The following is a 13,603-nucleotide window of genomic DNA, read 5'->3' on the forward strand; positions in this document are numbered from 1 at the left end:
ACGGGCTATCATAGCAAGCTGTTCAGTCTTGCAGGAGTACCCGATGGAGTTGCGTGCCACCGCCGTCGAACGTGCGGCCCTGGGCCCGGACGACATCGACCGGATGTTCTCGTTGTATGCGGCGTCCTATTGCGACACGGTTCGTGCGCAGTTCGACCGCGACCTCGGCGACAAGACGCACTGCATCGTGCTGCGCGACGGCGGCGGCGCGATCCAGGGCTTCTCGACGCTCAAGCAGTACGAGACACGCTGGCGTGACGCGTCGATCCGCGTGATCTTTTCCGGCGATACGATCATCGATCCCGCGCACTGGGGCACGCAGCATCTCGCGTTCGCGTGGATCCGCCACGCGGGCGACGTGTGGCGGCAGGCACCCGCCGTGCCGCTGTACTGGTTTCTGATCTGCAAGGGGCATCGCACCTATCGCTACCTGCGCGCGTTCGCGCGCGACTACGCGCCGCGTGCCGACCACCTGACCGCCCCGGCCACGCAGGACCTGATGGATCACCTGGCCGCGAGCCGCTACGGGCACGCGTACGACTCCGCCACCGGCCTGCTGTCGTTCGACACGCCGCAGGGCCGGCTTGCGCCCGTGCTCGCGGAGGTGCCGGCCTCGCACCGGCGGCTGGCCGACGTCGACTACTTCCTCGCACGCAATCCCGGCTACGCGCAGGGCGACGAACTCGTGTGCCTGTGCGAGCTGTCGGCGTCGAACCTGCGGCCGCTTGCGCGCCGGCTGTTCGACGGGGTGTGAGCCAAGCGCATGCGGATCCGTCTCGCGCAATCGGCCGACAACGCGCGCATTCTCGATTTCCAGTCCCGTCATGCGATGCAGGGCAGCCTGCCGCTGCGCTTCGATCGTGCGCCTGACTACTTCGCGCTGCATCGCTGCCACGCGCCGCATCATGAAGTCTGGCTCGCGGAAGATGAGCGTGCGTCGTTGAAGGGGCTTGCGAGCCTCGTCGTACGCGACGGCTATCTCGGCGAGCGCGCGCAGCCGGTCGCCTATCTCGGCGACCTGCGGCTGATGCACGACCGGCGGCTGTCGCGCGAGTGGACCGACTCGGTGCGCGCGCGCTTCGCGACGCTGCGCGCCGATGCCGGCGTGCAGCATGCGTATTGCTGCATGATCCGCGACAACCGGCTCGCGGTGCAGTCGCTGGCACGATCGCGGCGCGAGAACCGGCTGCGTTTCACGCACTGGCACGGCTACGAGAACGTGTCGATCTACGCGCAGCGCGGGCTGTCGTCGGTGCCGCGTTGCGTGCCGGGCGTGCGGATCGTCGATGCGCAGCCGCATCATGCGGACGCGCTGCGCGCGTTTCTCGATGCCGAATCGCGTCGCCAGCCGTTCGGCGGCGTGTTCTCCGCGGACGAATTCGCGCGGCGGCTCGACACGTGGCCATCGTTCGGCATCGACGCGTTCCTGCTGGCGCTCGACGCGCACGACAACCTGGTCGGCTGCGTCGCGCCGTGGGATGCGGGCGAAATCAAACGGATCGTGCTCGAACGGCTGCCGTTGCCGCTGCGGGCGGTCCGTGTCGCATTCAATGCAGTCGCACCCGCATTGCGCCGCCCGCGTATCGCGGCGCCCGGCGAGCCGTTGCGCGACGTCTATCTGACGCACCTGCAGGGGCGCGACCGCGATCCGTCCGTGTTCGCGGCGCTGCTCGATGCCGCGTGGCTGCGCGTGCGCAATAGCCATGCGCTGATGCAGTTGTGTCTGTACGACGGCGATCCGCTCGGGTCGGCGCTCGCGCGCTACCACGCGGCGCGTACGCCGATGGATCTCTATACGCTGTCGACCGGCGAGCCGGTCGTGCCGATCGATGGCCTGCTGGCCGGCCGCGTGCCGGGCTTCGAGATCTACCTGGTCTGAGCGCGCGTGACGTGCAGCAGGTCGGCGAACGCGAGCCAGAAGCGGCCGGCGTCGAAGCCGAGCCCGCCGAGCACGGGCTGGCCGTGGTCGAGCCGCGGCAGGCAGACCTGCGGGATACCGGCCATCACCTGGTGTTCGAGATAGAACTGTCCGTCGTGCGCGCAGCCGGGACGATGCCTGTTCAGCCGCCCGTGATGCGAATCGAAGCGCGTGGACGCCTCGACGGACCAGCTCACGCCGTGCACGAGATGCAGATCGCGCGGCAGCGCGGCAAGCATTGCGCCGACGCGCGGATCGCGCCGGCTGCTGATGTCGCGCGTGCCGGCGTCGGCCCAGCGCGTGCGCAGCATGCGGCGTGCGATGCGGTCGGGCCACGGTGCGGCCACGTGCGGCGGCATGCCGTGGCGGAAGATCGTATCGACGATCGCGGATGGCCCGCACGGCGGCTGCATCAGCGCGAGGCCGGCACAACGCGCCGCCAGCGCCGGGTCGCCGACGAGCGCGGCGAGCGTGTCGATGCCGCCCTTGCTGTGCGCAAGCGCGACGAATTCGCCGCCGGCCGGCAGGTGCTTGCGCAGGTACGCACCGATATGCGCGCCCTGATCGAACACGCCGCGCGCGGAACGCACAGGCACCGTCAGCACGCGATAGCCGGCCGCGCCGAGCGTCTGCCGCGCGCCGCGATTGCAGCCGGGCAGCCATTCCGAATACAGCCCGGCGACGAGCACCACCGTCGTCGTCAGCGGCAGGCGGGCGGTGCGCCGTGTCCAGCCGTCGATGAACGCGTCGGTCCGGTCGAGGTTCGCCGCGGCACGCGCGAACGGCGTTGCCGGATAGTGGCGGCGCCAGTCGTCGAACCCGTCGGGCGTCCACGGCGCGCGTGTCATGCGTGCGACTCCGGTTCGGATTCGGCAGTGGCCAGATACGGTTCGAGCGCGGCGCGTGCCGCGCGCAATGCCGCATCGCAGTCGAGGCGGTCGGGATGGAAGCGCGGCGAGAACCAGAACAGCCACATCGGCATCACGCGCGTGAAGATGCCCGGCGCGACGAACAGCCAGCGCAGCAGTTGCAGCCAGCCGCGCAGGTTCCAGGTCTGCCCGTCGACGGCGACGAGGCGGTGCACGAAATAGATCAGGTCGATCACGAAGTAGACGGAGATCCCGAGCATGGCCGCGCAGCGCACGACATAGCGCCGCACCGCGTTCGGCATGGCCGCCGCGAACACGTCGAACGCGACGGTCTTGTGCTCGGTTTCCTCGATCGCATGCCAGCGCCACACGGCCGCCATCGTCGGATCGGCGCCGTCGAGGATCGCCGGGTCGCTCAGCAGGCGGTGCGCGAGGATCGTCGTGTAGTGCTCGAGGCACGCCGTCAGCGCGAGCCGCGTGACGGGCGCCACCTGCCGCGCGGCATTGCGCTGGCGTGTCTCGAGCAGCGCCTCGAGCGCGTCGACCGGCACGTGCTGCGACGCGAGGCGTGCGTTGTAGCGCCGGTGCACGCGGATATGCGACGCTTCCTGCCGCACGAACGCGTCGACGTCGGCCGCGAGCGATGCATCGCCGCCAACCTGGTCGCGAAACGGCCGCACGCTTTCGATGAAGAAGCGCTCGCCGAGCGGAAACATCACGGAAAACGCGTCGAAGAAGCGCGTGACATGGCACGTACCGCGATACCAGAAGCGCGGAATGCGTTCGTCGATCGCGAAGCGCACGTCGCGGGTCGGCATGCGCGACGCGGGGCTGTCGGCGCTCGGGCGGCGAAACGGCCGCATGCTAATTCCGCCCCGCCACGGACGGGGCGCGGGCCGTTACCGGCGGCTGACGCATCTGTTGTATCCTCCCGTGCAAACAACCGCCATTCCGAGCCATGAACCGACCGAGCGCGCAAGCCGCTGCCGCGCAGACCCGACGTTACGATCGGGCGAACCTGCTTGTGCTCGCGCTGCAGAGCGTGGTGTGGGCCGGTACGCTCACCTGGCTGTCGCATACCGGCGCCGGCGCGATCAAGTGGCTCGTGCTCGTGCCGTTCTGCCTCGTGATGCAGGGCGTGTTCTCGATGATGCACGAAACCTTTCACGGGTTCGGGCATCGCCGGCCGATCGCGAATTATATGATGATGTGGTGGGCGTCCACGATGTTCGGCGCGGCCGCGACGCTCATTCACGTGAACCATCTCGGCCATCACGTGCGCAACCGCACGCGCGCCGAGCGCGCGGATTTCGCGACGGCAGACGAATCGCTGCTGCGCAAGCGCGTTGAATACTACGCGGCGATCCTCGGCGGCATCTGGCTCGGCAGTTTCGTCGGCAGCTTCGTGCTCGCGCTGGTGCCCGGTCGCACGATGCAGCGGCTCGCCGCGCGCGGCGACGACAACACGTACGCGGCCGCCTTCAAGGAATTCAAGGCGGCCGACTTCCGTCGCATCCGCTACGAAACGCTTGCTGCCGTGGGTGCCTGGCTGCTGGCCGGCTGGCTGCTCGACTGGTCGGCGTCGGCGGTGCTGGTTGCGTATGTCGCGTTCGCGTTCTCGTGGTCGTCGCTGCAATGGGTGTACCACATGCGCACGCCGCTCGACGTCGTCGAAGGCACGTACAACATGCGCGCGCCGACGCCGGTGCGCTGGCTGCTGCTGAACTTCAACTACAACCTCACGCATCATCGCCGCCCCGCGCTGCGCTGGCAGGACATGCACGCGGTGTCGGACCTGCGCGAGACGCGGCCGCTGTGGTACGGCTGGCTTACGATCTTCGCGCCGCCGCGCCGGCTGCCCGATGATCTCGCGCAACTCGACAAGACCTATTTCTGATGGACGCGTCCGCCCGCAGCCCGGCCGACGCATGGCGCACGTTCGCGCGCGCCGCGCAGCCGGACGTCGATCGATGGCAGGCCGGCCTTGCAGCGCCGGGTGACATGCAGGCGCGCCGGCTGACGGCGCTGCTCGCCGCGAACCGCGATACGGCATTCGGACGCCGGTTCGGCTTCGACCGGATCGACAGCCCCGCGCAGTTCCGTGAACGCGTGCCCGTGCATACGGCCGCCGATTTCCTGCCGTGGCTCGATCGCGTGTCGCACGAAACGGAACCAGTGCTGAGCGCCGAGCGCCCGGTGTTCCTCGAGCGCACCAGCGGCAGCACCGCGCGCCAGAAGCTGATTCCTTATACGCCCGCGTTCCTGCGCGAACTGCAGGCCGCGATGATCGTATGGCTGGCCGACATGTATCGCGCCTGTCCGGCGCTCGGCGAAGGGCGCGCGTACTGGTCGATGTCGCCGCCGCTGCAGGCGCCCGGCGTCGCGCCCAACGGGATTCCGGTCGGCTCGGCGAGCGATCTCGACTACCTCGGCGACAGCAGCGCGGCCGCGCTCGCGTCGACGCTGCTCGTGCCGCCGCTGACCGGTAATGCAACGACGTGGCGGCGCGAGACGCTGCGCGCGCTTGTCGCGGATGATGCGCTCGCATTCATCAGCGTATGGAGCCCGACGTTCCTGACGAGCGTGCTGCGCCCGCTGTTCGATCGCGACGATGCCGACGGCGCGCGTGATCTCGCATGGGTCGAGGCATCGCTGCCGGCCGACCGCCGCGCGGCGCTGCGCGGTGCGATCGCGGCTGGCGATTGCCGGGCGCTGTGGCCGCGCCTGGCCGCCGTGAGCTGCTGGCTGGATGGCCCGAGCAAGCATTACGCCGACGCGTTGCACGTGCGGTTTCCGCAGGCGCAATGGCTGCCGAAGGGGTTGTTCGCGACGGAAGGTGTCGCGAGCATTCCGTTCGGCACGGGCGACGGTTGCCCGCTCGGGATCGGCAGCCACTACCTTGAATTCGTGCGCGACGACGGCAGCGTGTGCGACGTCGAAGGGTTGCGACCCGGCGACGATGCACAGGTGCTGTTGACCACGGGCGGCGGGCTGTATCGCTATGCGCTCGGTGATCGCGTGCGCGTGGTCGGCATGGCCGCGCGCACGCCGCGCATTGCGTTCGTCGGGCGCGCGGCGGCGAGCGTCGACCTCGTCGGCGAGAAGCTCGACGAACAGATTGCGGCCGAAGCGCTGAACCGCGCGCGTGAGCAGTCCCGCGAAGTCTGCGCGTGCGTCGTGCCGTGCGTGGCGAAAGAAGGACTGCCGCATTACGTGCTGTGCGTTGCCGGCGACATCGGCACCGATGCAGCCGACGCAATGTGCGCAACTGTCGAAGCCGGACTGGCGCAGGCGTTCCACTACGCTCACGCGCGCCGCCTCGGCCAGCTCGGTCCGCTGCGCATGCGCTGGCTGGGCCGATCGCCGGCGCTGCTCGGCGATCGGCTGCAGCAGGCGGCCGAACGGGCCGGCATCCGCGCGGGTGACGTGAAGCCGTGCGCGCTCGTGACGCGGTTGCCGATGGCCGATGCGTTGCTGGCGATGACGAATGAATGATGCGATGAACGACACGATCGAATCACGTGGATGCGGGCACGACTGCCCGTCGCGCGATGCGGCCGGTGCGCACGACCATGCGCCGCTACCCGACGGCCTGCACGAGCAATGGTTCGTCGCGTGCACCGAACGCGAACTCCCGCGCGACAAGCCGCTCGGCGTGCGGATCCTCGATACCGGCATCGTGCTGTTCCGGCAGCGCGACGGCCGGATCGCCGCGCTGATCGACCAGTGCGTGCATCGCGGCACGCGCCTGTCGGCCGGCAAGGTCGACCGCGACACGCTCGTGTGCCCGTATCACGGCTGGCGCTACGACGGCGAAGGGCAGGTCGTCCACGTGCCGAGCATCGACGGCACGCAGCCGGCCGGCACGCCCGGCCGCTACCCGTTCCGGCAGCGCACGCTGCCCGTGCAACTGCTCGACGGGCTCGTGTGGGTGTACCTCGGCACGGGCGATCCATCGGCGCGCGCGATCTTCCGGATGCCGTTTTGCGACGTCGCGCCGTGGCAGTCGTACTTCATGGTGAATACGTTCGACGGCGACATCGCGATGCTCGCGCAGAACTTCATGGACGTGCCGCATACGGTATTCGTGCACGACGGGATCTTTCGCAGCAGCCGCGGCCAGGCGATGGAGGCGACGGTCGCGACGACACCGGACAGCGTCGCCGTCACGTATCACGACGGCGACGACAAGATCGGCTTCTGTCTCGACTGGCTCACGAACCCCGATCGCGTGCCGCTCGCGCACGTCGACCGCTTCATCGCGCCGAACGTGACGCGCTGCGACTACCTGTGGGGCGAACGTTCCGGGTTCCTGATCGTCAGCCAGATCACGCCGATCGATGCGCGCCGCTCGCGCGTCTATACGTACATCGCCTATCGCTTCCGGCTGCCGCGCTGGCTGCTGCGCGCGCTGCGGCCGCTGCTGAACCTGTACACGCACCTCGTGATCCAGCAGGACGTGCGGATCATGCGCGCGCACCGGCAGGGCCTCGACAACGCGCCGGGCTTCCGTCCGCACAACGTGCGCGCCGACATCGTGCACGTCGCGATCGACCGGCTGCTCGATGCGGTGAAACGCGGCGAGCCGCTGCCGGCCGCACAGTGCGGCGAGAAGGTGATGCGGTTCGAGCTATAGGCGCCGCGCGGCGTGTCTAGTGCGCGGGGCCGGTCTGGCCGGATGCGGGCGGCTCGAACGCGGTGCCGTCCGTCAGGTAGCGGTGCACGGCCGGCAAGTGTTCGAGCGCGAGCGCCGGATACGCGTGATGCACCTGGTGATAGCCGATGTTGCGCGGATACAGCACGAGCTTGCCGACCCAGCCGAACGTCATCGTGCGCGTCATTTGCCAGATCGATTCCGGCGCGCGTTCGTCGATCTCGACGTGTTGATGTTCGAGCAGCACACGGTTCGCGTTCATGATGCCGCCGACGATCCACGGCAGTCCGTAGTACGTGAGGAACGGCAGATCCCAGTGCACGACGGCCGCGATCGCGAGCAGATAGCCCGCGCAATGCGGCAGGTCGGCGCGCGCGCAGGCGATGACTTCAGGGTGGCGGCGCAAATCCTGGTGCGAGCGGTCCTGCATGAAGCCGCGCGCATACCATGGCCGGAACGCGGGCCACGCGAGCGCGAGCGGCGCCATCAGCGCGCGCAGCGGCCACCAGACCGGCAGCAGCGCGCCGCGCAGCATCATCACGCGCTGCACCCAGCCACCGCGCGCGGCCAGCCGGTGCAGGTATGGATCCTCGGCGGTGCCGACCGCGCGGTGATGGCGCAGGTGGTGATAGCGCATCGCGGCGATCGACGAACCGATCGTCCAGCCGGCGAGCGCTTCGACGAGCGCGAGCGGCAGCGTCATGCGCCGCATCGGGAGGTGGCAGGCGTCGTGCAGGATCACGCCGAATGCCTGCAGCCGGCCCGCGATCAGCAGCACGGCCGCGACATAGACGAACGGATTCGGCACGAAGCGGATCGCGGCCCAGCACAGCAGGATGCCGAGCCAGTCGATGCACGCATAGCGGACGAGCCGCCATGGCCGCGCACCGGCCGCGAACGGCAGCGTGCGGTTCAGTTCGGCGGGCGTCGGCAGGGTGGATGGCGTGAGCATTCGATGAGGTCGGGCGCACCGTCGATGGTGCGCATGCAGGCGTATCGGTCGGCAATATACACCGGTTTCCTCAGACGTCGAGCGGCCGCATTCAACGCGCGGCGCATGGCTTGCCGAACCAGCGCATGACCGCGTTTGCTGCTTCGTCGACGTTCAATGCATCGTTACCGGCCCACGCGACGACACCATCGGGCCGCACGCGCACGGCGCGCAAGTCCAGCCGGTCTTTCGCATCGCCCGCGCGACCGCTTGTTTACTCGAGCAGCCGCAACGCGTCCGCGAGCGACAGCACCGTCGTGCGCGATTCGAAGGCGGTGGAGAACAGATGCTCATGGACCACCGGGTCCGGGTCGTAGCAGCAGTCCTTGACCGTGTACAGGCGGAAGTCCGCATCGCTCGCGTGGGCGATCGACGACAGCATCACGCCCGTCGACGCGATGCCGACCATGATCAGTGAATCGACACCTTGCTCGGCCAGCCGCGCCTGCAGATCGGTGCCGAAGAACACGCTGGCGCGGTGCGCGATGATCAGCGGCTCGTCGGGCTGCCGGCCGAGCTCCGGGCACGGGCCGTCGTTGACGAAGAGGCCGAGCTGCTTGATGCCCTGGCCGTTCTTGTTGCGCGGGCTGACTTCCGGATAGCCTGGGCTGAACCGGAGGTTCGCGAACCAGACGCCGACGCCGGCGGCCCGCGCCGCATCGCAGAGCCGGCGCGTATTGGCGAGCAACCCGGGCGCGACGGACGGAAAGAGGCCGAGGATGTCGGTCTGATAATGCATGACGAGCAGTGCGGTGCTCGACGGCACGATGGCGGGAATCGGCGCGGACCGGCTGTCGCCGGGGTGCGTTGGGGTGGTCGTTGCGATATTCGGTGCGTGTTGCCGAGTCATGAACGGGAGTCTCCGATAGCCCGCGGGGAATGTCAGCGTCCCCGATTTGTACCGGAAAATCGGGTCGGCTGCCGATGCGATTTTCGTAGGGGCGTTTTACGTGCTGCGCGGCCGCCATATACTGGCATGCGCTTGGTCGAGTGTTGAAACGCAACGCCCGGCGCGATGCGATCTCACGCCACGGTGTACCTACGAGAGCGATACGCCATGCCAGTTACCGGATTCAGTCACTACAATCTGCGGGCAGATCGGCCGACGCTCGATGCGCTGCGCGATTTCTACGTCGACATCGTCGGCTTGCAGGAAGGGTTTCGCCCGCCGTTCAAGAGCTTCGGGTATTGGTTGTATGCAGGCACGCAGGCCGTGCTGCATCTGTCGGAAGCGCGGCCGGGCGAGTCGCGTCCGCCGAACGTTGCCAATACGTTCGATCATGTTGCGTTTTCCTGCGTGGATCCCCGCGCGATGGCGCTTCATCTGACCGAGGCCAACGTGGCATTCACGCGCGAGCACGTTCCGCTCACGGGGCAGGTGCAGATTTTCTTCCGTGATCCGGCGGGCAATGGCGTCGAGTTGAATTTCGCGCAAGGTGAATGAACGCGACAGGTTGGCGGAATCGACGCTCGATGCCACGAACTGTCTGCCCAGTGCGTTCAATTGACCGGGGGCCATCCGGACACTCGATCGTGAAAGCCACCGGCTCGGAGGATCGCGCTCGTGGTCGTCACGCTGGGCCAACCGCCGATTTCCGCTCATGCGCCGCATCGCAATGAATCCGCGGGCTTTTCGTGGCGTTGCCGTGACTCTGGAATCCGTGCAGTCTCAGCGCGGGCGGCGGTTGCCGGCGGCATCGGAAAGTCGAGTGCCACGCCGATGCCGACCGCCCTGATTCGGCCACTGGACCCGGGGAAATATCCGGGAACGGCGGGTCGTCAGTCGAACGTGATCAAATCCTTGAAGATCAGTTGTCCCCACTGATTTCCGCGCGCGTGCACAAGCAGCCCGCCAGCCGAAAGCCCGCCCAGTTTGATTGGCGCGAAACCGAGTTTTTCAGCGAGCGTGCCGATCTCCGCTGCGGCGGCGTCATCGTCGCTCGCCAGGAACACGACTCTCCTGCCACCCTGTACGGCCGGGTCCTGGCCGAGGATGGCGGCAACCAGATGGTTGAAGCCTTTCACCAGCCTGGCTCCGGTGAACGCGTTCGCGACGAAGGCCGAGGACGGGAGGCCGCCCAGTTCCTCGGGCGGGGCCTGCGTGTTCATCGCGTCGATGATGGTCTTCCCGTTCCAGTCGGGCAGCGCTTTTGCGACCTCCGGGTGCGACTCGAAACGGACCGCCAGAAAGATGATGTCCGCCTTGACGGCTTCCGCCAGGGTTTGGGGAATGATCGTGGGGCCGATCGCGGCCGCATCGGCTGCAAAGCTTTCGGCGTCGCGCGTGGTGACAACGGCCACTTCGATGCCGCTGCGGGCGAACGCCCTCGCAAGTGCGTGGCCGATCTTGCCGAAGCCGATGATTGCGTAACGCATAGGTCTCTCCTTGGGTTCTCTGCGCGGTCAGAGCTTGTAACCGCCGCTCGCTTCAATGGTTTGGCCGGTCACCCAATGGCCTTCATCGGAGGCCAGGAACGCCACGACGGCGGCGATTTCCGAAGGCTCGCCGAAGCGGCCCAACGCGATCTGGGCCTCGGCCGCCTTGACGAGTTCGGGATTCTCCCGAAAGGCGGCGTTTGCATCCGTTCGCGTGAAGCCCGGCGCGACGGCGTTTGCGGTGATGCCACGCGGCCCCAGCTCGATGGCGAGCGTATGGGTCAGGGTATTGATGGCTGCTTTCGCCATTGAGTAGATGGGCGCTGCCGTCACGGGCCTCGTGGCGGCGGCGGAAGAAATGTTGATGATGCGGGCACCATCGGCGAGACGATCCAGAGCGGCCTGAATGATGAAGAAGGGCGCGCGGGCGTAGACCGCCATCAGGGTGTCCCAACTCTCCGGCGTCGCGTCCTTGAAGCCGACCCAGCCGGAATTGCCGGCGTTGTTGACCAGAATGTCGAGGGCTTTGGTTCCATTCCGCTTGGCGAGTTCATCGTCGAGTCTCTCGAACAAAGCCGGGACGACCGCCGGATCAACGAGATCCGCGTGGATCGCGAACGCAGTGCCTCCCGCTTTCTCGATGGCTGCGATCGCCGCGTCCGCGCCGGATTGACTGGCGTTGTAGGTGAGTGCGACTGTCGCACCGTCCTTTGCAAGACGTTCGGCGATGGCGCGGCCAATGCCCCGTGATGCGCCGGTAACGAGCGCAGTTTTGCCCTTTAACGATTGCGTCATTTGATCTTTCTCCTCAGAGTTGTGCCAGGCCACCGTCGACGGCGACCTCGCTGGCGGTCATGAAGCTGCTGTCCGACGACGCAAGAAAGGCAGCCACCGCCCCGATCTCCGCCGGATCGGCCATACGCTGGAGCGGCGTCATCGCCCCATAGGCCTTCTGGCCTTCTTCGCCCAGCGCTTCCTTGGCCAGTTCGGTCGCCGTCGCACCGGGCGACAGCACGTTTACGCGGATGCCGGTGCCCTTCAGGTCCTCCGCCCAGGTCCGGGCGAGGTTGCGTACCGCTGCCTTGCTCGCGCTGTACGCGGTGAATCCCGCGGCTCCCGTGGTGCCGGCGCTCGATCCGGTCAGGATGATCGAACCGCCCTGGCTCATCAGGGGCAGCGCCTCCTGGACCGTGAAGATCGAACCCTTCACGTTGGTGTCGAAGATTTCGTCGATGTGTTCGGCGGTGATCTTGCCGAGCGGAAGCGGGCTTCCCGCCCCAGCATTGGCGAACACGATGTCGAGGGTTCCGCGCTCCGCCTTCACCGCAGCGTAGAGCCGCTCGAGATCGGCCCGATCGGAAACCGAACCCTTCACCGCGCGGGCATGGGGCCCGAGGTCGGCTACGGCGGCGTCGAGCGCTTCCTGCCGGCGGCCGAAGATGAAGACGAAGGCGCCTTCGTCGATGAAGCGTCTTGCGGCGGCGCGGCCGATTCCGGTAGCGCCGCCGGTGATCACCGCGGTCTTTCCATTCAGTCTGTTCATGCCCTGCATCCTTGGAAACGAAAGCGACGAACATGATTCTGGGCCTCTTGATTCATGAATCCAATTGACTGAATATCTATAGATGCCATCTACTTTCTAGATAGATATGCTGGACAACGTCACCATCAATCAACTTCGGGCTTTTGTCGCGGTATGCGACCAGGGGAGCTTCTCCGGGGCTGCACGGCAGTTGAGGCGTGCACAGTCGGCGATCAGTCACGCGATCGGCGCGCTCGAGAGTGCCTTCGACGTGGTGCTGTTCGAGCGCAACACGCGCAAGGCGACGCTCACGGCCGCAGGCCGCAGCCTGCTGCCGGATGCGCGGGGGGTGATCTCACGCACCGAGGAAATGAAGATGCGCGCGGTTGCCATTGCCGAAGCCGGGGTGCCACAGGTCTCGATTGCCGTGGATACCTATTTTCCGCGTGCGCACCTGATCGAATGCCTGCGCATCCTGCAGGCGGACTTTCCAACCGTTGCAATCAATCTGCGCATGACGACCATGCAGGGCGGCGAGCGTCTGGTTCTCGACGGCACGTGCGCATTGGCGGTCACGATCATGGACGTGCCCGAGTTGAGCCAGGGCACCATCGAACGGCAGCATTTATGCGAAGCGCAAATGGTGACCGTCTGTGCGCCATCGCATCCGCTGGCCGCACTCGCGGGGCCGATCCCGCGGGAGGAATTTGGCCGGCATATCCAGCTCGTCGTAACGGACAATCAGCCCGATGCGGGAAAGAGCCAGCAAGGCGTCGCCAGCGAACGCCAGTGGTGGGTGAATGATCTCGGCGCGAAGCACGATCTGCTCAGGGGAGGCTTGTGCTGGGGGCACATGCCGCGCCATCTGGTCGAGGAAGACCTCGCGAAGGGGGCGCTGGTCGAACTCCGGCGGCGCGCGTGGCACATGCGCTCGCTCACGTTCATGACCTCCCAGCGGCGCGGGTACGCAGTCGGACATGCAAAACATAGTGGAACCAAGCCCTGCAAGGGATTGCCGGGAGCCGGATATGCTGCGAACTCCCAGAACGAATATCGATCTGATTTAGAACCTGGGAGCTGGAGCGCGCCGACATGACCGACGATTTCTTCCGAAGCCGCCTTGATTCGATGATCGACCTGCGCCATCCGCTTGCGGTGCTCGCGACGCGCATGCCGTGGGCGCAGCTCGAAGCTACGATGGCGCCGCTGTTCGCGCATCGCAATCGTGAAGGCATTGCTGCGCAGGTGATCGATCTGTTCGGCGCGACAGCGC

15 protein-coding genes and 1 pseudogene are annotated in these 13,603 nt (G+C 67.2%); 8 read left to right on the plus strand and 8 right to left on the minus strand.

Features of this window, described 5'->3' with window-relative positions; translation table 11 throughout:
* Positions 1 to 43: 43 nt before the first annotated feature.
* The gene (locus CFB82_RS21965) at positions 44 to 754 is read left to right on the plus strand and encodes a hypothetical protein (RefSeq protein WP_069252252.1); all 711 of its coding nucleotides are present in this window, start codon (positions 44 to 46) and stop codon (positions 752 to 754) included.
* Between the two features lie 9 nt (positions 755 to 763).
* Complete coding sequence (locus CFB82_RS21970; protein WP_089485270.1) at positions 764 to 1,879, plus strand: hypothetical protein; 1,116 nt, start codon at positions 764 to 766, stop codon at positions 1,877 to 1,879.
* Here CFB82_RS21970 and CFB82_RS21975 read toward each other — a convergent pair.
* The gene (locus tag CFB82_RS21975; protein WP_089485271.1) at positions 1,867 to 2,766 is read right to left on the minus strand and encodes a hypothetical protein; all 900 of its coding nucleotides are present in this window, start codon (positions 2,764 to 2,766) and stop codon (positions 1,867 to 1,869) included. The genes CFB82_RS21970 and CFB82_RS21975 overlap by 13 nt on opposite strands.
* Positions 2,763 to 3,650, minus strand: a complete 888-nt coding sequence (locus CFB82_RS21980; protein WP_089485272.1) for a metal-dependent hydrolase — start codon at positions 3,648 to 3,650, stop codon at positions 2,763 to 2,765. The genes CFB82_RS21975 and CFB82_RS21980 overlap by 4 nt, the downstream gene beginning before the upstream one ends.
* Positions 3,651 to 3,745: 95 nt before the next feature.
* Between CFB82_RS21980 and CFB82_RS21985 the strand changes: the two genes are divergently transcribed.
* Genes CFB82_RS21985 through CFB82_RS21995 form a run of 3 tightly spaced genes read left to right on the plus strand, consistent with a single transcriptional unit; the run spans position 3,746 to position 7,423 of the window.
* Positions 3,746 to 4,684 carry a fatty acid desaturase gene (locus CFB82_RS21985; RefSeq protein ID WP_089485273.1) on the plus strand — a complete coding sequence of 313 codons (939 nt, stop codon included), beginning with the start codon at positions 3,746 to 3,748 and terminating at the stop codon, positions 4,682 to 4,684.
* Positions 4,684 to 6,282, plus strand: coding sequence for a GH3 family domain-containing protein (locus tag CFB82_RS21990; RefSeq protein WP_089485274.1), 1,599 nt, complete (start codon positions 4,684 to 4,686; stop codon positions 6,280 to 6,282). Before CFB82_RS21985 ends, CFB82_RS21990 begins: the two co-directional genes overlap by 1 nt.
* A gap of 4 nt (positions 6,283 to 6,286) precedes the next feature.
* Entirely contained in the window at positions 6,287 to 7,423 is a 1,137-nt protein-coding gene (locus tag CFB82_RS21995; protein WP_256990413.1) for an aromatic ring-hydroxylating oxygenase subunit alpha, read from the plus strand.
* 16 nt (positions 7,424 to 7,439) lie between these two features.
* Here CFB82_RS21995 and CFB82_RS22000 read toward each other — a convergent pair whose 3' ends face one another.
* The 3 genes from CFB82_RS22000 to CFB82_RS22005 form a co-directional block, all read right to left on the minus strand.
* Complete coding sequence (locus CFB82_RS22000) at positions 7,440 to 8,393, minus strand: fatty acid desaturase family protein (protein ID WP_089485276.1); 954 nt, start codon at positions 8,391 to 8,393, stop codon at positions 7,440 to 7,442.
* A 91-nt stretch (positions 8,394 to 8,484) separates the two neighbouring features.
* Complete coding sequence (locus tag CFB82_RS44590; protein ID WP_373558838.1) at positions 8,485 to 8,613, minus strand: aromatic-ring hydroxylase C-terminal domain-containing protein; 129 nt, start codon at positions 8,611 to 8,613, stop codon at positions 8,485 to 8,487.
* 33 nt (positions 8,614 to 8,646) lie between these two features.
* Entirely contained in the window at positions 8,647 to 9,282 is a 636-nt protein-coding gene (locus CFB82_RS22005) for an isochorismatase family cysteine hydrolase (RefSeq protein ID WP_089485277.1), read from the minus strand.
* A 207-nt stretch (positions 9,283 to 9,489) separates the two neighbouring features.
* Here CFB82_RS22005 and CFB82_RS22010 point away from each other — a divergent pair, with 207 nt between their 5' ends.
* Positions 9,490 to 9,876 carry a VOC family protein gene (locus CFB82_RS22010; protein WP_089485278.1) on the plus strand — a complete coding sequence of 129 codons (387 nt, stop codon included), beginning with the start codon at positions 9,490 to 9,492 and terminating at the stop codon, positions 9,874 to 9,876.
* A gap of 335 nt (positions 9,877 to 10,211) precedes the next feature.
* Here the strand turns inward: CFB82_RS22010 and CFB82_RS22015 are convergent, their stop codons facing one another.
* The 3 genes from CFB82_RS22015 to CFB82_RS22025 are packed head-to-tail and all read right to left on the minus strand — an operon-like array spanning position 10,212 to position 12,351.
* On the minus strand, positions 10,212 to 10,808 hold the full coding sequence (locus CFB82_RS22015; protein WP_089485279.1) for an NADPH-dependent F420 reductase: 597 nt from the start codon (positions 10,806 to 10,808) through the stop codon (positions 10,212 to 10,214).
* A 27-nt stretch (positions 10,809 to 10,835) separates the two neighbouring features.
* Positions 10,836 to 11,603, minus strand: coding sequence for an SDR family NAD(P)-dependent oxidoreductase (locus CFB82_RS22020; protein WP_089485280.1), 768 nt, complete (start codon positions 11,601 to 11,603; stop codon positions 10,836 to 10,838).
* A 13-nt stretch (positions 11,604 to 11,616) separates the two neighbouring features.
* The gene (locus CFB82_RS22025; protein ID WP_089485281.1) at positions 11,617 to 12,351 is read right to left on the minus strand and encodes an SDR family NAD(P)-dependent oxidoreductase; all 735 of its coding nucleotides are present in this window, start codon (positions 12,349 to 12,351) and stop codon (positions 11,617 to 11,619) included.
* Positions 12,352 to 12,457: 106 nt separating this feature from the next.
* On the opposite strand from CFB82_RS22025, the gene CFB82_RS22030 reads away from it, so the two are divergent.
* The gene (locus CFB82_RS22030; RefSeq protein WP_256990414.1) at positions 12,458 to 13,426 is read left to right on the plus strand and encodes a LysR family transcriptional regulator; all 969 of its coding nucleotides are present in this window, start codon (positions 12,458 to 12,460) and stop codon (positions 13,424 to 13,426) included.
* Positions 13,423 to 13,603, plus strand: a pseudogene (locus tag CFB82_RS22035) (IS5/IS1182 family transposase); the annotation flags it as partial. The gene CFB82_RS22030 and the pseudogene CFB82_RS22035, both read left to right, overlap by 4 nt.

Source organism: Burkholderia sp. HI2714 (assembly GCF_002223085.1).
GTDB lineage: Bacteria > Pseudomonadota > Gammaproteobacteria > Burkholderiales > Burkholderiaceae > Burkholderia > Burkholderia lata_D.